Annotated in this window: 16 protein-coding genes; 7 read left to right on the top strand and 9 right to left on the bottom strand. The window is 63.2% G+C overall.

Translation table 11 applies throughout. The features are described from left to right. Positions 1–11 precede the first annotated feature (11 nt). Together B0G83_RS01365 and B0G83_RS01360 are read right to left on the bottom strand one after the other, a co-directional pair. Positions 12–1,898: a TRAP transporter large permease subunit gene (locus B0G83_RS01365; RefSeq protein ID WP_105505641.1), complete on the bottom strand. Its 1,887-nt coding sequence runs from the start codon at positions 1,896–1,898 to the stop codon at positions 12–14. A 74-nt stretch (positions 1,899–1,972) separates the two neighbouring features. Next, the gene (locus B0G83_RS01360) at positions 1,973–2,998 is read right to left on the bottom strand and encodes a TRAP transporter substrate-binding protein (RefSeq protein ID WP_105505640.1); all 1,026 of its coding nucleotides are present in this window, start codon (positions 2,996–2,998) and stop codon (positions 1,973–1,975) included. Between the two features lie 216 nt (positions 2,999–3,214). On the opposite strand from B0G83_RS01360, the gene B0G83_RS01355 reads away from it, so the two are divergent. Together B0G83_RS01355 and B0G83_RS01350 are read left to right on the top strand one after the other, a co-directional pair. After that, the gene (locus tag B0G83_RS01355) at positions 3,215–4,279 is read left to right on the top strand and encodes a LacI family DNA-binding transcriptional regulator (protein ID WP_105505639.1); all 1,065 of its coding nucleotides are present in this window, start codon (positions 3,215–3,217) and stop codon (positions 4,277–4,279) included. A gap of 638 nt (positions 4,280–4,917) precedes the next feature. Beyond that, complete coding sequence (locus tag B0G83_RS01350) at positions 4,918–5,391, top strand: Lrp/AsnC family transcriptional regulator (RefSeq protein WP_105505638.1); 474 nt, start codon at positions 4,918–4,920, stop codon at positions 5,389–5,391. A gap of 60 nt (positions 5,392–5,451) precedes the next feature. Here the strand turns inward: B0G83_RS01350 and B0G83_RS01345 are convergent, their stop codons facing one another. Both B0G83_RS01345 and B0G83_RS01340 read right to left on the bottom strand, forming a co-directional pair. After that, complete coding sequence (locus B0G83_RS01345; RefSeq protein WP_105505637.1) at positions 5,452–6,438, bottom strand: TauD/TfdA family dioxygenase; 987 nt, start codon at positions 6,436–6,438, stop codon at positions 5,452–5,454. A gap of 155 nt (positions 6,439–6,593) precedes the next feature. Continuing rightward, the gene (locus B0G83_RS01340; RefSeq protein ID WP_105505636.1) at positions 6,594–7,835 is read right to left on the bottom strand and encodes a YbfB/YjiJ family MFS transporter; all 1,242 of its coding nucleotides are present in this window, start codon (positions 7,833–7,835) and stop codon (positions 6,594–6,596) included. A gap of 284 nt (positions 7,836–8,119) precedes the next feature. Here B0G83_RS01340 and B0G83_RS01335 point away from each other — a divergent pair, with 284 nt between their 5' ends. From B0G83_RS01335 to B0G83_RS01325, 3 genes are all read left to right on the top strand, one after another. Further along, a complete protein-coding gene (locus tag B0G83_RS01335) occupies positions 8,120–8,779 on the top strand; it encodes a nitroreductase (RefSeq protein WP_105505635.1) in 660 nt (219 codons plus the stop codon). Positions 8,780–8,906: 127 nt separating this feature from the next. Further along, the gene (locus tag B0G83_RS01330) at positions 8,907–9,386 is read left to right on the top strand and encodes a hypothetical protein (RefSeq protein WP_035559925.1); all 480 of its coding nucleotides are present in this window, start codon (positions 8,907–8,909) and stop codon (positions 9,384–9,386) included. An 11-nt stretch (positions 9,387–9,397) separates the two neighbouring features. Further along, positions 9,398–10,216, top strand: a complete 819-nt coding sequence (locus tag B0G83_RS01325) for a 4'-phosphopantetheinyl transferase superfamily protein (protein ID WP_105505634.1) — start codon at positions 9,398–9,400, stop codon at positions 10,214–10,216. 11 nt (positions 10,217–10,227) lie between these two features. Here B0G83_RS01325 and B0G83_RS01320 read toward each other — a convergent pair whose 3' ends face one another. The 5 genes from B0G83_RS01320 to B0G83_RS01300 form a co-directional block, all read right to left on the bottom strand. Beyond that, complete coding sequence (locus tag B0G83_RS01320) at positions 10,228–10,929, bottom strand: 4'-phosphopantetheinyl transferase superfamily protein (RefSeq protein WP_105505633.1); 702 nt, start codon at positions 10,927–10,929, stop codon at positions 10,228–10,230. A gap of 95 nt (positions 10,930–11,024) precedes the next feature. After that, positions 11,025–12,353, bottom strand: coding sequence for an MFS transporter (locus B0G83_RS01315; protein ID WP_105505632.1), 1,329 nt, complete (start codon positions 12,351–12,353; stop codon positions 11,025–11,027). Positions 12,354–12,473: 120 nt separating this feature from the next. After that, the gene (locus tag B0G83_RS01310) at positions 12,474–12,710 is read right to left on the bottom strand and encodes a DUF2783 domain-containing protein (RefSeq protein WP_105505631.1); all 237 of its coding nucleotides are present in this window, start codon (positions 12,708–12,710) and stop codon (positions 12,474–12,476) included. A gap of 85 nt (positions 12,711–12,795) precedes the next feature. Beyond that, positions 12,796–14,535, bottom strand: a complete 1,740-nt coding sequence (locus B0G83_RS01305) for an FAD-dependent oxidoreductase (protein WP_105505630.1) — start codon at positions 14,533–14,535, stop codon at positions 12,796–12,798. Positions 14,536–14,584: 49 nt separating this feature from the next. Further along, positions 14,585–15,544, bottom strand: coding sequence for an MBL fold metallo-hydrolase (locus B0G83_RS01300; protein WP_105505629.1), 960 nt, complete (start codon positions 15,542–15,544; stop codon positions 14,585–14,587). Positions 15,545–15,803: 259 nt separating this feature from the next. Between B0G83_RS01300 and B0G83_RS01295 the strand changes: the two genes are divergently transcribed. Then, a complete protein-coding gene (locus B0G83_RS01295; protein WP_105505628.1) occupies positions 15,804–16,715 on the top strand; it encodes an IclR family transcriptional regulator in 912 nt (303 codons plus the stop codon). After that, a complete protein-coding gene (locus B0G83_RS01290) occupies positions 16,712–17,632 on the top strand; it encodes an IclR family transcriptional regulator (RefSeq protein ID WP_105505627.1) in 921 nt (306 codons plus the stop codon). Before B0G83_RS01295 ends, B0G83_RS01290 begins: the two co-directional genes overlap by 4 nt. Positions 17,633–17,636 lie beyond the last annotated feature (4 nt).

Genomic DNA, 17,636 nt, shown 5'->3' with positions numbered 1-17,636 from the left:
ATAGAGAAAACCTACAGAAACCCGATCGATATCCAGGGAATCGCCGCGACCAGAATCAAGCCGACGATCAACGCGCCCATGTAGCCGACGATCGGCCGAATGCCCGCGTCGGGATTGACCTTGCTGATCGCGCAAGCCGAGTAGTAACCGACGCCGAACGGCGGTGAAAACAGGCCCACGCCCATTGATAGAATCACGACGATCGCGTAGTGCACCTCGTTGACGCCGGCCATTCGCGCAATCGGAAACAGCAGCGGTCCGAACAGCACGATCGCGGGGATCCCTTCGAGCACACTGCCGAGCATCACGAACACGACGATCGACACCGCGAGGAAACCGTACGCGCCGCCGGGCATGGCGCCCATCCATTGCGCGAGGTCCTGCGAAAAGCCGGATTGCGTGAGTGCCCACGCCATCGCCGTTGCGCATCCGATGATAAAAAGAATCGCCCCCGACAAGGTTGCGGCATCCACCAGCATGCGGCCGAGCCGCCGCCATTCGAAGCGGCGATAAATCAGCACGCCGACCAGCATCGAATAGGCGATGCCGATGGTCGATACTTCGGTTGCAGTCGCGATCCCTTCGACCACCGCCATGCGAATCACGAACGGCAAGGCCAGCGCGGGCAACGACACCAGGAACAGTCGCCCGATCTGCGCGCGCGTGAAACGCTGCGCACCGCTCAGATCTTCCTTGCGGTAACGCCACCACACCACGGCGCACAGAATCAGCGCGAGCACCGCACCCGGCAGCATGCCCGCCGTGAACAGCGCTGAGATCGACAAGCCGGTGACCGAGCCGATCGTAATCAACACGATGCTGGGTGGAATGGTCTCGCTTTGCGCGCCGGTGGTGGCGAGCAGCGCGACCAGATCGCCTTCGGAGGCACCGCGTTTTTTCATCTCGGGGAACAGCACCGGCGCGATGGCCGCCATGTCCGCCACTTTCGAGCCGGAGATACCGGACACCAGATACATCGCGCCGATCAGCACGAACGACAACCCGCCATGCACGTGACCGACGAGGCTCGCGAGGAATTCGATCATCGCGCGCGCCATGCCGGTCATTTCGATCAGCAGGCCGAGAAACACAAACAGCGGCACCGCCAGCAACACGAGGTGCGACATGCCCTCGTCCATACGGCCGACCATCACTTCGAGCGGCGTAAAGGTCGAGAGACCAAGATAGCCGAAGGTGGCCAGCGCAAAGGAGAAGCCGATCGGCACGCCCGAGAAAATCCCGACCGCCACGACGCCGACAAAGAAGATCACGAGATTGGTCTTGCCCAGGGTCTGGAACCAGGGACCGGCGAACATCGCCACCACGCCGAGCAGCGCCGCGATGGCGAGCACGATCAGTACGTCGCGCATGCGGCTCACCTGCGCAAGACGAAGCAGGCCGACCAGCAGCATGAGCGCCGCGCCGATGGGCAACGCGAGCGCACGCCACGCGTTGCTGATCTGCAGAGCGGGCGTCACGATCGCGGCCTCTCCGGACGCGTAGTCATAGGCCGGCGCGATCAAGAGCGCGAGAAACGCAACCGACGCCGCGATCGCCAGCGTATCGACGAACGCGCGCCGCGACGGCGACAAGCGGCTGACCAGCGCTGTCATCCGCATATGTTCGCCGCGTCGTAACGCCAGCACGGCGCCGAGCATGGCGAGCCACAGAAACAGAATGCCCGCGAGTTCATCCGACCAGACGAGCGGTTGATGCAACACGTAGCGCCACACCACGCCCGCGAGCATGACGACGATTTCCATTGCCAGCAGCGCGGCCGCGCAGATTTCGACGAGCGCGATCACACCGCGATCGAAGCTTCGCAGCCAGCGGCGCGGCGCGCTTGCCGCGTGCAACGGCACGTGCGCTTCCGCTGGGTTCAACGCGTGATTCGCCATCCTTGCGCCTCCTCGCGGGTGCTCGCCGCGCTTCGTCTCTTCACCGGGTGCTCACTGCTTTGCAGCGCGCACATTCAGGCCAGTTTGCCGACCGACTGTTCGAGTAGATCCCACGCCTGATTGCCGAATTTGCTTTTCCATTCGGCGTAGAAACCCGCCTGGCGCAATGCCGCACGGAAGGTATCCGGCCCCGGACGATTGATCGCAAGCCCCTTGCTTTGCAAATCCGCGACGGCCGCGTCGTTCAGCTTGCGCACGTCCTCACGCTGCTTGAGCGCCGACTGATTGAACGCGTCGCTCGCGATGCCTTGCAGGTCTTTCGGCAGGCGCTGCCATGCGCGCGGGTTCAGCACGAACCAGTAGCCGTCCCACATGTGATTGGTCAGCGAACAGAACTTCTGCACTTCGTAGAGTTTCGCCACTTGCACGATCGGCAGCGGGTTCTCCTGCGCATCGACAATATGCGTTTGCAGCGACGAATAGACTTCGCTGAATTGCAGACTGGTGGGCGACGCGCCGAGACCCTTGAACATGTCGATGCTGAGCGGACTGACCGGCACGCGAATCTTCAACCCGTGCATGTTCTGCGCACTCGTAATCGGTCCGGTGCTCGTGGTCGTCTGACGAAAGCCGTTGTCCCACATCTTTTCGAACGACTCGAGGCCGGCCTTCTGCATCGCCGCGCGCACGTAGGCGCCGAGCTTGCCGTCCATCGCGCTCCACACCTGGTTGTAGTCGCTGAACGCGAAACCGACGGCATTGATCGCAACCGACGGCGCGAGCGTCGACACCACCAGCGCCGACGGCGTGAACATCTCGATGCCACCGCTGCGCACCTGCGCGAGCATGTCGGTATCGCCGCCCAACTGGTTGTTAGGGAATATCCGGATCTCCATGCGCCCCTTCGACGCCTCGCGGATCTGGTTGGCGGCCTCCTGCGAGCGCACGTTCAGCGGATGCGTGAGCGGCAGGTTGTTGCCGTACTTGAACACGAATTCCGGGCCGGACGCCGCACGTACGATCGCCGGAAAACCCAGCGCGCCAGCTAGCGGCACGGCGGCTGCGGCGCGTAGTACGGTGCGTCTCGCGAGGTTGGTCATTTGAGTGTCTCCTTGCCTATAATTGATGTGACGGTCTAATCCATCAAAAACCATCATCGTTCACGGCAACCGGTGCGGCTGTTATGGACTACGCTTTGATTTCGGGTCCGCGGCGTTTGGTCGTTGCGTGATAGCTGCAAGACTAGGCGTGTGCGGCAAGCGCTGTCAAACCGCGAACTTGATGGTTTTTGATTGACCTCTCCCTGAAGGACCGCCATGTCCGCACCGCTTTCCGCTGCCGTCGCCAACCTCGCCGCACGCGCGCGCATTCCCGATATCGCGCGTGCCGCCGGGGTTTCCACCGCCACGGTGGATCGCGTGCTCAACGGTCGCGAGAACGTGCGCGCCGTCACGGCGCAGCGCGTGTTGCAAGCGGCGGCCCAACTCGGCTATCTGCTCACGCCCAGCGCGCCCGCCGTCACCGCGTCGAAACCCATGCGAATAGCTTTTCTGTTGCCCGCCGGCACCAATCGCTACCTGCACATGCTCGGCGACTACATCGACTTCGCGCACGATCAGTGGAACGCGCTCGATATGAAATGCCGCGTGCACTACGTCGAGAGTTTCAATCCGAAGGAACTCGCCGACCGTCTGTTGCATTACGGACAGCGCGCGGATGGCGTGGTGTTCATGGCGCTCGAACATCCGCAGGTGCGCGACGCGGTGAATGCGCTAGCGGATCAGGGCGTGCCCGCCATCACGTTGATTTCGGATTTATCGAACGCGCGGCGGCTGGCTTATGTGGGTATCGACAACCGTTCGGCCGGGCGCACCGCGGCATTGTTGCTGGGGCGTTTCATGGGGCCGCGGCCCAGCGGCAAGATCGCGATGCTCGCGGGCAGTCTCAACTATCGCGGGCACGAAGAGCGCGAGATCGGCTTTCTGCATCTGATCGAATCGACGTTTCCGCACGTGCATGTGATCGGATTGCGTGAGGGGCACGACGATAGCGAACGCAACTATATGCAGACGCGCAAGCTGCTGGAACAACATCCCGATCTCGCGGGCATTTATAACAGCGGCGGCGGATCGGACGGTGTTGCGCGGGCGATTGTCGAAGCGCGTTCCGACCAGAAAATTCTGTTCGTCGGTCATGGCTTGACGCCGGATACGCGCGCCTTGTTGATCGACGGAACGATGGACGCATTGCTCACGCAAACGCCGCAAGCGATGGTGGGGAATTGTCTGCGGATTTTCCGCAACGTGCGAGAGAAACGCGAGGCAATGCACGACGTGAAGCCAGTGCAATTCAGTATCGTTCTGCGGGAAAACCTGCCGTGAGCGAAGTGCGGGGTGAAGCAACGCCAGCAGGGCCGGCCGCGCCAAACTTAGGCTTGTGTCGGGTCAGGCACGCGGGATGCTCAAACACTTTCGTATTCAAACTTCGATACGAAAGGAGATCACATCATGCCTTATCTTCTCGGCTGGCTTCTCGGTGTCCCGCTGATCGTCCTGGTGATCCTGTATCTGATTTTTCATTGATCCCAGCAAGGTTCGCGCGACGCCTGTCGCGCTGATTCGCAAAAAAAGGCGACGCCCGCAATTCGCGGCGTCGCCTTTCGCGCGTCCGTTATCGTGGTTGGAAAACCCGATGGCAGGGAGACGCCGAGGCCGGCAAGCATTCGAGGAACATGCGTCCATGCCCGGCGAGCGCGCCTTCCGGCGCGGTTGACGCCGGAATTCGCCCGCGTGCCGCCTTCCTGCTGTGAAGACGGCGAGACACCGGATACAGCTTGTGGCTGAACGAGGCCGCGAGCCCGAAGCCCGCAACCCGGGCGGTTGTCCCGGACATGAATGCACCCTGAAAATATAACCGGAGGCAGGCTGGATAGGCTTCTTAAAGAAGTGCGCTTGCCGCGCGATATCGGGACGATATTCCGCTAAAATCCAGTTCACCAGAACAAACTCCCGACAACCTCATGACAACCCGAAATCGTCCACTGGACAACCAGGATCGCAAGATCATGCGCGAGTTGCAGAAAAACGCGCGTCTGAGCAATGCGGAGCTGGCCGAACTGGTCGGCATGTCGACCACTGCGTGCTGGAATCGCACGCGTCAGTTGGAAACGGAGGGCTACATCCGCGGCTACGTGGCTTTGCTCGATCAGCAAAAGCTCGGTTTCGCGGATGTGGTGCTGCTCGAGGTCACGCTCGACCGTCACGACGACGATGCCCTCGCCCGCTTCGGCGCCGAACTCGCCATGCTGTCGGAAGTGCTCGAGGCGTATCTGGTGTCGGGTGACTACGACTATCTGGTCAAAGTGGCCGTGGATGGCACCGCGGGTTACGAGCGGTTTCTGCGCGAGAAGCTCTACAAGATCGCCGGCATCCGGCATAGCCGCTCGATGTTCGCGCTCCGCTGCATGAAAAGCATTCCGTCGATTGCGGTTTAATGGATCGATGCATCGGCGGCGTTGGCTTTATCTGCGCCGTACGCCGACCGCATGCCACGCTCACGCGGCGTGCGCTTCCGCCATCGCCACGACAATCCGCCGCGGCCCCGAAAACGGCGCGCGGCCGTGCGTCAACAGCATGTTGTCGAGCATCATCACGTCGCCGCGTTGCCACGCGAAATCGAGTCGATGTGCGTCGTACACCGCGCGCACGCTATCGAGCTCCGCGTCGGAAATCGGCGTGCCGTCACCGTAGTAAACATTGCGCGGCAAATCCTCTTCTTCGACGAGATCGAGCAGCGCCTCGCGCGTCGTGTCTTCCAGCGACGACACGTGGAACAGATGCGCCTGGTTGAACCACACGTCCTCACCGGTACGCGGATGCCGCGCGACCGCCTGGCAAATCTGCCGGGTGCGCAGATCGCCGTCCTCTTTCCATTCCCACTCAATCTGATGCGCGCGGCAATAAGCTTCGGCGACCGCCGTGTCGTCGGTGTTGAAGACCTGCTGCCAAGACAGATCGAGTCCGCCGCCATAATTGCGCACGTACATCAGCTTGCGACTCGCGAAGCGTTCGCGCAGCGCGGGATCGATACCTTGATACACGGCGCGCGCGTCGGCCACTGGTGTTTCACCGCGATCGCCAGGCGCGACGTCGCAGTAGAACCAGATCTTCATGGGCCAGTTCGTCGTGTACGCCTGCTCGTTGTGCTGCGGAATCCACTGATGAGCCGGATAGTCGGTCGACGAATAGACGCCTTTCGTCACTTCGCTGCGCGGCGTCGAACCGAACTCATACGAGAGCAGCGGTGAGCCGAAGCTCCTGGCGAAATCGTGAAAACGTTCGATGCTCATGTCGGCGAATCCGCGCAGCAGCACACCGCCGTCGCGGGCGAGATGCGCGTCGATCGACGCGTGCCAGCCATGATCGAGAATGTCGCTGGCGCCGGTGGGGGCGTTCACGACCGGCAAACGCGTGCGGCCTTTCTGAAAAACGGTATCGGCGAGCTGAATCTCGGCGGGTGCTTCCCGGATGTCATTCGACATACGTGGCTCCTGACAGAATTGAGTGAGTCGATTCGCGCTGCCCGGCGCACCGGCCGACGCACGCGTGCGTCAGCGGGTTCGATGCCGCTTTCGGATGACTCGGCGAATACAACCCGGTGGTAAATCTATTTTTGCGATGATACTGATAATGATTCTCATTTGATAGAGGCGCGCAGCGGCTTCTGACACGCGGCCAGCACCGCGCCGGCCGCGAGCAGCAGCGCGGAATAGACCAGCCCACGCGCAAGGCCGGCGCCGTCGGAGACCCAGCCGATTACCATCGGCCCGACAATCTGCCCGAACGCGAAGACGATCGTGAAAGCGCTGATGCCTTTTGCCCAGTCGCTCGCGGGCAGGTTGTGGCGCACGAACGCGGTGGTCGACGCGACGGCCGACAGGAAGGTCGCGCCGAACAGCACGCCGGACAAAAAGGCCACCCACGGCTGCGTGAACAGCGCGGGCAGTAATGTGGCGAGGGCGAGCAGCGCGTTGAGCACGGCGAGCGCCTGGCCGCCACGCATACGGTCGAGCAGGCCGGACCATACGCGCGCCGACACCACCGTCGCCACGCCGAGCAGCAGATAGAAGCCGGTGACGACCACCGCACTCATGCCGGCATTGCGCAGCAGCGCCACGATGAACGTCATGTAGCCGATGTAGCCGACACCGAACAGGCCGTAACCCGCCAAGGCCAGGCTGAAACGCGGCCAACGCGGCGCCTCGGCGTGAGCGGATACGCGCGTCGCCGGATGCGCGGCGGGATGCACGCGTTCAATCTTGCGCGCCGCCTGGATCGCCACGGCGGCGAACGCCGCGCACGCGACGGCCAGCGCGAACCACGCGAACTGCCAGCCGTGCGCGGCGTTGACGATCGTCAGCGGCACCAGCACCGACGACGCCACGATTCCCCATCCCGTGCCGCCGTAATACAGGCCGAGTACGAGCCCGGCGTCGTGCGGTCTCGCCGACGCCAGGCGCGCCGCCAGCACGCCGCCGCTAATGAAAATCGCCGCGCTGGCCGCGCCGGTGATCACTCGCAACGCGAGCAGCGAATGGGTGCCCGCGAGCAGACCACTGACGCCCATGAGCAGCGTCGTGGCCGCGCAGCCGACGCCGAACAAAACGCCCGACGACCAGCGGCGCGCAAGCGGCGGGAACGCTAGTGCGCCGAGCAGATAGCCCAACGCATTGGCGGTGTTCATCGCGCCGGCCTGCGCGAAGCTCCAGCCGAGGTCGAGCTTCATCGACGGCAAGAGCAGCGCGTAAGCGAAACGGGCGAGTCCCAATGCGATCGCGCTGCCTAGCGAAAGCGCGGCGGCCAGCATCAGGGTCGGGAGACGGTGCGCCGCTTCGGAGTCCGTGGCGGGCACGGCGGCGTCGAGTGAATTTGTCGGCATGGGCTAGCGGAAGTGGGCAGGGATGCTGCAGACAGGTCGTGCCGAAAAGGCGGATTCCGGCACCTCGCCATCATATCCGGGGGCGCCGGGCGGGGCTGACAGTTAGTTGCTTTTTATGACCCTCACGCCATGCCCTCCGGCTCTCTGACCCGCAGCGCGCGGCCTACGGGACAAGCCCGAGGCCAACAACTATCAGGATTGACACCAAAACTAAATGCGAATGATTTGCATTTACGAGATAATTAGCCCATTATTCAGCCCATACCTTCAGTCGAATACCCATCATGACCACGCTAGACATCAGCCGCCTCGAACCCGCACCTTCCACGACCGCGAAACCTGGTGCCACCGCCCAACCTTATGCATCGGCAGCGCTCGAGGTGCTGCTGTCGCGCCAATCGCACTGGCCGCTCACCGAGCCCGGCCCTGCCGACGCCGAACTCGATCTGATCTTCGACGCCGCGATGCGCGCGCCCGATCACGGCAATCTGCGGCCGTGGCGCTTCGTCATGATTCGCGGCGAAGCGCGCGGCGCGCTCGGCGACCTGCTGGTCGATCTGGCCAGCGCGCGTGCCCCCGAGGAACCGCGCTCCGCGCACGCGCATCGGCGGCAAAAGGCGTTCGCGGCGCCGCTCGTGATCGCACTCGGCGCGGCCGTCGCGGCGCATCCGAAGGTGCCCGAAATCGAGCAACTGCTGGCCGCCGGCGCAGCGACGATGAACCTGCTCAACGCGATTCACGCGCTCGGCTACGGCGGTTTCTGGGCTACCGGGCCGGACAGCTATGAAACGCGTCTGCACGACGCGCTGGGCTTCGCATCGAACGAGCGTCTGCTCGGCTTTCTCTTCGTGGGCACCGCGAAAAACCCCGGTCAGGCACCGGTGCGGCCGTCGCACAGTGCGCACGTGCGCGAATGGTTGCCATCGCAACCAGCCCGAACCTAATGCAAGTCATTGACGCACGCGTTGCGTCATCGCCCTTGCGTCGCAAGCGACAAGCGCTGGCCTGCGACGCGGCAGCTACTCAATCAGGCCGGCGCGACTCATGGACTGTGTCCATTCAGGAGCCTCGATGAACTTCCGCTCTCACTACAGCAGCCGTCCCGAACTGATCGACGACCATCCGACCGATACCACCGATGCGCCCGAGCGCACCGTCCTCAGCGCCGTTCGCACCTGGCTGCGTCCCGCCTGCGAATCGGCGCGCGGCGGCGTCCAATGGCGCGACATTTTGAGCGGTGTCGGCTTGCGACAGGACGGTATAGAACATTTCGATTTGCTGATGCGTTCGCTGATGCACGTGTCATACCGTCCGCTCGACATGCGCTGCCGTTGCGCCAGCGATCTCGGCAAGGACGAAGCGGTCATTTTGCAGACCATCGCGCTGCTGCAAAAAACGCATAGCGGCGCCGCGTTGCGCATGTTGAGCGAATGGCTGCCCTCGCCTGCGGTCAGCGGCGTGCTGAAGCTGATCCGCTGGTTTGCGATCGACTTGCTCGACGCCGGTATGGAACTCGACGTGCAAGCGCGTCGCGTGACGTACATGCATTGAGGACGCAGCCCATGTCACTGGAATTGGACCTGGCTGCCCGGACGTCCTCCCGCGTGCGCGACAGCGGCGACGTGCGTGCAACCGAACGCGCGGCGAACGCCGCCCGGATCGCGCACGCCATCGTCACCGCCACGCCGCCCGTTTTCTCGTCTCACTCACTGACGCGCCACTATCCGCGTGGCGTCACCGCGCCGCGCGCGGGCGAGTTGCATCTGTGGCGCTTTCGCTGTGAATGGTTGCCGGTGCCGGTGCAGGAGGGCGACGGCTGGCTGTCGAAGAGCGAACGCGAACGCGCGCGGTTGCATCCGAACGCCGCGTTGCGCAAGCGCTTTGTCAGTGCGCGCGTGGTGGTGCGCTGGATCGTCGCGAATCTATTCGACTGCGCGCCACGCGATGTCGATCTGCAAGACGACGGCCACGAGAAACTGCGCGCGCGCCATCCTCACGATGGCCGCGGCATCACCATCGACATCGCTTATGGCGGTATCTGGATCGTGGTCGGCGTTGCGTCGGCGTCGCTGGGTCTGAGCGTCGTCGTGCCGTCACCCGGCGCACGTGCCGACGAGACGCCGGAAGGCGCGCGCCGGCGTGCACGTTATGGCAGCCTCTGTAATGCGCTGCGTTACGCGCCGGTGGATATCGACGTGGATCTGCTGTTGAGCAACACCGCGAGTTGCGCATTCGACCTCGCGGAGCATGGTCACTGGCATGTGTTCGATCTGCCGATGGGCGGCAAGATTCGCGCGGCGGTGGCGCTTGCGCAGCCGGTTACACAAGTGCATACGTTCGGTTGGCCGAAGTCTTTGGCGATCGGCGAAAGCAACACTTAACCCGCTGACGTCTATCGCATGAAGGTTGCGGTCGACCACGCCACGCACGCTGAGTAACCGTCGGGCGCCGCGATCCACTGTGCGGCGATTGCGCGCATATCGTCCGGAATCAGATTGCGCAACGTCACCCGGCTCCCTTCGCGCGGCAGCACCGTCAGATGCCGCAAACCACGCGAGATGCCTGCGCCCGTCGTCTTGACGAACGCTTCCTTCGCCACCCAGGCGTCGTAAAACGCGGCGCTCTGCTGCGTAACATCGCGGCGTTCGAGCCATGCTACTTCGGTCGGCTCGAGCGTCAACGCCGCAATCGAACGCCAATCGAAGCCATCGCGGTGCTGTTCGATATCGACGCCGACGCGCCGAACCGGCGACATCGCGATCAATCCATGCGCGCCGGCATGCGATACGTTGAAATCGAACCGGGACGAATCCGCCAGATGCGGACGGCCTTTTTCGTCCTGGACGAAACGCACGGTGTGAGCGGCCATGCCAAGACACCGCGCGAGCAACTCACGCAGCACGGCGCGCACGCTGGCGAAACGTATCGTGTCCTCGTGATGGAGAAATCTGCGGGCACGGGCTCGCTCTTCGTCGCTGAGGGAAGCGAACGCGGACGCGTCGTTCAGCGACGCGTCGAAAGGGAAATCGATCCGCCACAACGAGATATCGGACGGACCGTCGTGCGGTAAAAGGACAGGGTCGATGGAATGCATCGCAATGAGTCAGGCAATCTGGCTGCGGTAGGAAAGGAACACGAAAAGAACATTCGCGACTCTACCCGATATCACGCCCGACTCCGCCTCGTTCTTCAGATGCGTTTCATGTCCTTCGGCACACCGAGCAGCAACGCCACGCCGCTGACCAGCAGCAACACGCTCAGCAGATACAGCGCGTTATCCATGCTGCCGGTGTGCGTCTTGATCAGCCCGATCACCCACGGACTCACAATGCCACTCGTAATGCCGATGCTGCTAATCAATGCGATCCCCGCCGCCGCGGCCGTGCCGGACAGATAACCAGACGGCACCGTCCAGAAAATCGGCAAAGCCGCGAAGATCAGCACGGCGGCCAGCGAAAGAATTGCGAGCATGGCAGGAAAGCTGTTCAGATGGAGCGTCAGCAGCGACAGTGCAACGCCGCCGCCAATCGTGCAGAAGGCAAAATGCCGGCGGCGTTCGCCACGCCGATCCGAATGACGCGCAATCAGAATCAATCCGACCGCGCCGATAGCATTTGGAATCACGGTGTAGAGGCTGATTGCCAGCACGTCATGCACGCCAAAGTCGCGGATCATCAACGGCATCCAGAAGTTCAGCGTCAACGAGGCGCACGTCAGCGAGAAGTAGATGAACGCGAACAGATAGACTCGCGGATTGCGCAACGCGTGCAGAAACGAACGCGACGAATGCGCGTCCGACGAAGCGCGACGGCCTTCGTCGCGTTGTGCGATCAGTTGCGCTTTTTCGTCGGCGCTCAGCCAACTGGCGTGCTGCGGACCGTCCACCAGATAGAACGCGGCGAGCAGGCCGAGCACGATCGCGGGCACACCTTCGATCACGAACATCCACTGCCAGCCGAACAGGCCCAGCACGCCGCCCATGTCGCGCATGATCCAGCCGGAGACGAGTCCGCCGAGCACACCCGCCACCGCGACACCTGCGAAGAAAATCGACAACACGGCCGCACGCCGCCGCGCCGGATACCAATACGTCAGATACAACACGATGCCGGGAAAGAACCCCGCTTCGAACACGCCGAGCATGAAGCGCAGCAGATAGAAGTGCGACGGCTTCGACACCAGCATCATGCCGACCGACGCAATACCCCACAGCAGCATGATCCGCGTGAACGTGCGGCGCGCGCCGAAGCGCGCGAGAAGCATATTGCTGGGCACTTCGCAGATCACATAGCCGACGTAGAAAACCGCCGCGCCGAGACCATACATGGCATCGCTGAAACCGAGATCGTGCTTCATCTGCAATTGCGCGAAGCCGATATTGATGCGGTCGAGAAACGACACCACGTAACAGAGAAACAGAAAAGGAATGATCCGCAGCGAGACCTTGCGATAGAGCAGGTCGTCGTGCGCGGCAGCGGAGGCGCCCGGCTCGAGCGCGGGGGCAAGGGATTGGCTCATCGATTATCTCCAAACGTGAGGGTCCAACGGACCCGCCGGGTCCGGCGTCTTGATGCGCCGCGTTGTCGTTATCTAAGGGGACGGCAGGCGGCGTTGTGAGGCCGCGTTGCCGCTGTGGGCTTAAGCCGCGAGTGAATGCGCCTGCGCGTCGCGCGCTGACATGTCGATTACCCCGTCGCGTGCATGCTGCATCGCTTCGAGCAGCGTCGCGTGATCGCCGATATGGTTGGCGAGCAGCAGAATCAGTTGCGCATTCGCCGACTGGCTCTGCGCCTCGTCGAGATCGCGATGCATGTCGATCAGCGCTTCGTAGAAATCGTCGGGGCGCGTGAGGTTCGGTTGCGTGTTCAGTGTCATGTCTGTCTCCTGCTATTTTTCGCCGATGCGTTGTGGTTGTCGCAAGTGCTTCGCGTGCCCGGGTTCGGGGTCTTGGGCCCGGGTTTCAGGCCATCGCTTCAACACACAAAGCGCGTTTCAACGCCTGCGTGACCGCATCCACATCGAGCTGCCGCCAGCGCGCACACACATGCTGGTCCGGCCGGATCAGATAGAACGTGCCGGGTTTGGCGTCGTAGCGTGCGTTCGCATGACCTTCCGCGTCGTGTGCGACTTTCGTACTGGTCGAATGCGAAACAGAAATCGATGCGGATGCCACAACAGCCGCCTGAAGTTCGCCACGCGTCACCACGACAAGCTTCAACGGAATCGGCCCGACACTCAGCGCATCCAACGCGGCGCGCGTCGCCTGATCGACACCTTGCTCGCCGCAGAACAGCACACCGGTGAACTGCTGACCGAGTTGCTGCAACAGCCAGGCCGGTTGCGCGGCCACCAGAACCGGCGCGTCCACGCACGACGCACCCGGCGCCATCGTCCCTTCGAAGCAATCTCCGTCCGCGGTATTCAGCGGCGAATCGCGCAGCACCGCCGGCACCGACAGGCGCCCGCTATTCGTCAATTGCCGCGCGAACGGATGTTGCCGCGAGAGCTTCAGCACCGCATCGCGGAACACGCGGCTCACGGGACTTTTCGGCGTGATGAAATCGGTGGAACGGGTGGAGTTGCGGATGTTTTCATCGGCGGCGAATTCGCGTTCGCTCGCGTACGTGTCGAGCAGCGCGTCGGACGCCTTGCCTTCGAGTACCATCGCCAGCTTCCACGCGAGATTCTCCGCGTCCTGCACGCCGCTATTCGCGCCGCGTGCGCCGAACGGCGACACGCCGTGCGCGGAATCGCCCGCGAACAGCACGTTGCCGTGCCGGAAGCGCTCCATGCGCAAACACGAAAACGTGTAGACGCTCACCCATTCCAGTTCGAACCTGGCGTCCGCGCCAAGCAACGCGCGCACGCGCGGAATCACACGTTCCGGGGTCTTTTCAAGCACCGGATCGGCGTCCCAGCCCAACTGGAAATCGATCCGCCACACGTTGTCCGGCTGACGATGCAGCAACACCGACTGATTCGGATGAAACGGCGGATCGAACCAGAACCAGCGCTCGGTCGGAAAGTCCGCTTCCATCTTGACGTCGGCGATCAGGAAACGGTCCTTGAACGTGACGCCCTTGCTGTCGAGTCCCATCAGATTGCGCATGGGGCTGCGCGAGCCGTCGGCCGCGACGACATAGCGGCCGCGCAACGGGTATCGTCCTTGCGGCGTCTCGATCGTCAACGTCACGCTGGCGTCGTGCGAACCCGGCGCGCCATTCTGCTGCACGCCGACCACTTTGCTTTTCCAGCGGATCTCGAGATTCGGCAATTGCTGCGCACGTTCGAGCAGAAAACCCTCGACGTAATACTGTTGCAGATTGATAAACGCGGGCCGGTTATGACCCGCTTCCGGCTGCAGGTTGAACGTGTACACCAGTTCGTCTTTCAGAAACACCTTGCCGACGTTCCAGCTGATGCCTTTCTCCACCATCCGTTGGCCGCAACCCAGGCGGTCGAAAATATCGAGCGAGCGCTTCGAAAAGCAGATGGCCCGCGAGCCGGTGGACAACGAACAATCGTCGTCGACCAGCACGACCGGCACGCCCTGCTGCGCGATATCGATCGCGGTGGCCAGACCCACTGGGCCCGCCCCGACCACGATCACCGGATAGGCCGCCTGCTCCGCGCCGCTTTGTGCGCTTTGCTCGCGGCACGGCTGGTAGTCGAACGACAGCGTCTGGTAGTTGATGCTCATCTTGTGTCTCCGTCCTGCTCTTCTCGGCGTCGCTATAGCGCGTTGGGGATCAGGCTTGCAGCGCGTCCCACATGTCCTTGTCGCGTTGCGCGGTCCAGATGCGCGGATGCGTGATGCCGCTCGCTTCGTCGAATGCGCGCGACACGTCGAACGGCAGGCAATGCTCGTAGATGAACACGTGGCCGAACTTCGGGTCCATGGCCTTGCGCGTGTGCGCCATCGCGGCCTTCAGATCGAGTTTCTGTTCGACGGCTTCGCGGCCTTGCTGCAGCAGCGTGGTGACGAAATCTTTCGTGTAGTCGAGACCCTTGTTGACATCTTCCGGCGTGGTCAGCGCAGGGCCGCGGCCCGGCACGAGCTTGTCGGCCTGCAACGCGCGCAGCGCTTCGAGCGTGGCCGGCCATTGTTCGAGTTGGGCGTCGCCGCAATAACACGCCGCGTCGTACTCGACCAGATCGCCGGAGAACAGCACCTTTTGCGACGGCAGCCACACGACCGTGTCGCCCTTCGTGTGACCGGCGCCGAGATGCGCGATACGCACTTCAAGCTTGCCGAGGAACAGCGTCATTTCCTTCTCGAACACCAGCGTCGGCCACGTCAGGCCCGGCACCGTTTCGACGCCGGCAAACAGACGCGGGAAGCGTTCGATTTCCGACTTCATGTCCGCTTCGCCGCGCTCGACGATCATCTCGTACGTACCGCGGCTCGCGATCACCTGTTGCGCGCCTTCTGCGAAATACGCCGACGCGCCCAGCACGCGCACCGCGTGGTAATGCGACAGCACGACATATTTGATCGGTTTATCGGTCACGCTGCGAATCTTCGCGATGAGGTCTTGCGCCATGGCCGGCGTGGCGGTGGTGTCGACGATCAGCACGCCGTCGTCGCCGATGATCACGCCCGAGTTCGGATCGCCTTCAGCGGTGTACGCGTAGGCGTTCTCGGACAACTTCGTCCACGTGACTTTCTTGACTTCCAGATCGGCCTGGGATGCGAATGCCTTTGCCATGCTTGTCTCCCTCAAAAGTTGGACGTGAGGCGAGACGGCCGGCTGCGCACGGTGTGCGCGAGCTGACGGTATTGGAGGATTGTCTCGCCCCGTTTTGACTCTGTGACTGCGCCGGTGTGTCGGGGTGAATGCATAGTAGGGCTGCGCGAGTTTATTTGTCAATAGCGAAATGCATCGCTATACGCAAATCATTAGATGCCTAAGATGAAGGCAGAACGAGGCGGCTGCATTTAGGCTTTCGGCCAGACCATCGGTTAACATGGACCCTTTTTTACGGACGGGCGCGAGTGTGAGCAAAGCAGCGAAACCGGCCGTGGGCAAAGGCGCGGGCGGCGACGAAAGCGCGCCGGGCGGCAAGCCGCAGCGCGGCATCCAGAGCGTGGAAGTGGGCGGCCGCGTGCTGCTGGCGCTCGCGCAGGCGCGCACGCCGCTGGCCTTGTCGGACCTCGCTACGGCCGCGCAACTCGCGCCGGGGCAGGCGCACGCCTATCTGGTGAGCTTGAGCCGGCTGGGTCTGATCAAGCGCGACGAACTGTCGGGTCGCTACGAACCCGGGCCGTTGTCGTTGCGGCTCGGTCTGCTGCATCTGGAAAACCAGCCGGCGTTTCGCGCCGCCGTGCCGCGCGTCGCGGCGCTGGCCGAAGCGATCGGCTTCAGCGTGGCGATCTGTATTGCCGGACCGCAAGGGCCGACGATCGTCCGCTACGAGCACGCGGGATTTCCGCTGCACGTCAATTTGCATGTGGGCACGGTGATGTCGCTGCCGGCTACCTCGACGGGACGCGTGTTTTGCGCTCATCTGCCGCGCGAGGTGCTGGACGCGATGTGGGCGAATCAGTCGGGCGCGGTGAATGATGCAACTGGCGTGATGAGTGCAATGACGCCGCCCGACGAAAGCGCCGCGTTCGAAACCGCGTTGAACGAAATTCGCGCGCGCGGTCTGGCACGTAGCGTGGATGCGCCGAGTCCGGGCATCAGCAGTTTGAGCGCGCCGGTGCTCGATCGCGACGGCGGGTTGTCGCTCGCGTTGACGGTGATCGGCTCGACCGGCGCGATCGACGTCGCCGCCGACGGTCCTATCGCCCGCGCATTGCTCGCAGCCGCTCACGACATTAGCGCTGAACTCGCCGCTACGCCTTCCCAGTTAGCTTCTTCCACCGCCACCACGTGACAGATCATCTCGTCCCCTCTCCCGCCGCTTCGGCCGATGCAAAACCGCAGCGCGGCATCCAGTCGCTCGACAGCACCGGCGAATTGCTGGCGGCGCTGGTCTCGGCGGCACGTCCGCTGAATTTGCGCGATCTCGCGGCGGCCGCCGGCATGCCGCCGGCCAAAGCGTTTCCGCATCTGGTCAGTCTGCTGAAAATCGGTTTGCTCAAGCGCGACGCGTCGGGCTGTTTCGAAGCCGGGCCGCTCGCGCTGGAACTCGGGTTGATCGGCTTGCAGCGACTCTCGCCGGCGCGTGAGGCGGAACCCGAGGTGGTCGAACTGGCGGCGTCGACGGCGATGAGCGTCGCGATGGCGGTGCTCGGACCGCTTGGGCCGACCGTCGTGCGTCTGGAGGAATCGGCGCGGCCGCTGCATGTGAGCTTGCGGGTCGGCACGGTGATGTCGCTGGTGAATACGGCGATTGGTCGCGTATTCGCCGCTTATGTTGCCGACGACGTGCGCGCCGGTCTTCTGACGCAGGATCATCTTCGGCTGGCGGGGGCGGACGCGGCGGATATTTTTGCCGCGAAAGCGCGTGCCGCTGGAGCCAGTGTGTCGAAGGCGGTGGACCCAAACGCCGGCGCGAACTCCGCGCTAACGCCGCTGACTCAAGCCTACGCGCAACGCCTCGCGCAAATCCGCGTGAACGGTATCGATACTGCGTTGAGCCGCCCTGTGCCCGGTATCAATACGCTGGCCGCGCCGGTGCTGGATCACACCGGCAGCATCTGTCTGGTGCTGGCGCTGATGGGACCGAGCGGCAGCTTCGATAGCGATCTGACAGGCGGCCCAGCGCAGACCTTGCGCGCTGCGACGCTGAGATTGTCGCGGCGGTTTGGGTGGATCGCAGAGGCGAGCGGCACCGGACAACGATGTTGATTGC

This window comes from Paraburkholderia sp. BL21I4N1 (assembly GCF_002973525.1).
Taxonomy (GTDB): Bacteria; Pseudomonadota; Gammaproteobacteria; order Burkholderiales; family Burkholderiaceae; genus Paraburkholderia.
Note: the sequence above shows the minus strand (reverse complement) of the source record. Positions and strands in the feature narration are given on the sequence as shown.

Bases quoted from the DNA above. Each gene is read 5' to 3' on its own strand.
- B0G83_RS01365 (WP_105505641.1), bottom strand. From the start codon at position 1,898: ATGGCGAATCACGCGTTGAACCCAGCGGAAGCGCACGTGCCGTTGCAC.
- B0G83_RS01360 (WP_105505640.1), bottom strand. From the start codon at position 2,998: ATGACCAACCTCGCGAGACGCACCGTACTACGCGCCGCAGCCGCCGTG.
- B0G83_RS01355 (WP_105505639.1), top strand. From the start codon at position 3,215: ATGTCCGCACCGCTTTCCGCTGCCGTCGCCAACCTCGCCGCACGCGCG.
- B0G83_RS01350 (WP_105505638.1), top strand. From the start codon at position 4,918: ATGACAACCCGAAATCGTCCACTGGACAACCAGGATCGCAAGATCATG.
- B0G83_RS01345 (WP_105505637.1), bottom strand. From the start codon at position 6,438: ATGTCGAATGACATCCGGGAAGCACCCGCCGAGATTCAGCTCGCCGAT.
- B0G83_RS01340 (WP_105505636.1), bottom strand. From the start codon at position 7,835: ATGCCGACAAATTCACTCGACGCCGCCGTGCCCGCCACGGACTCCGAA.
- B0G83_RS01335 (WP_105505635.1), top strand. From the start codon at position 8,120: ATGACCACGCTAGACATCAGCCGCCTCGAACCCGCACCTTCCACGACC.
- B0G83_RS01330 (WP_035559925.1), top strand. From the start codon at position 8,907: ATGAACTTCCGCTCTCACTACAGCAGCCGTCCCGAACTGATCGACGAC.
- B0G83_RS01325 (WP_105505634.1), top strand. From the start codon at position 9,398: ATGTCACTGGAATTGGACCTGGCTGCCCGGACGTCCTCCCGCGTGCGC.
- B0G83_RS01320 (WP_105505633.1), bottom strand. From the start codon at position 10,929: ATGCATTCCATCGACCCTGTCCTTTTACCGCACGACGGTCCGTCCGAT.
- B0G83_RS01315 (WP_105505632.1), bottom strand. From the start codon at position 12,353: ATGAGCCAATCCCTTGCCCCCGCGCTCGAGCCGGGCGCCTCCGCTGCC.
- B0G83_RS01310 (WP_105505631.1), bottom strand. From the start codon at position 12,710: ATGACACTGAACACGCAACCGAACCTCACGCGCCCCGACGATTTCTAC.
- B0G83_RS01305 (WP_105505630.1), bottom strand. From the start codon at position 14,535: ATGAGCATCAACTACCAGACGCTGTCGTTCGACTACCAGCCGTGCCGC.
- B0G83_RS01300 (WP_105505629.1), bottom strand. From the start codon at position 15,544: ATGGCAAAGGCATTCGCATCCCAGGCCGATCTGGAAGTCAAGAAAGTC.
- B0G83_RS01295 (WP_105505628.1), top strand. From the start codon at position 15,804: ATGGACCCTTTTTTACGGACGGGCGCGAGTGTGAGCAAAGCAGCGAAA.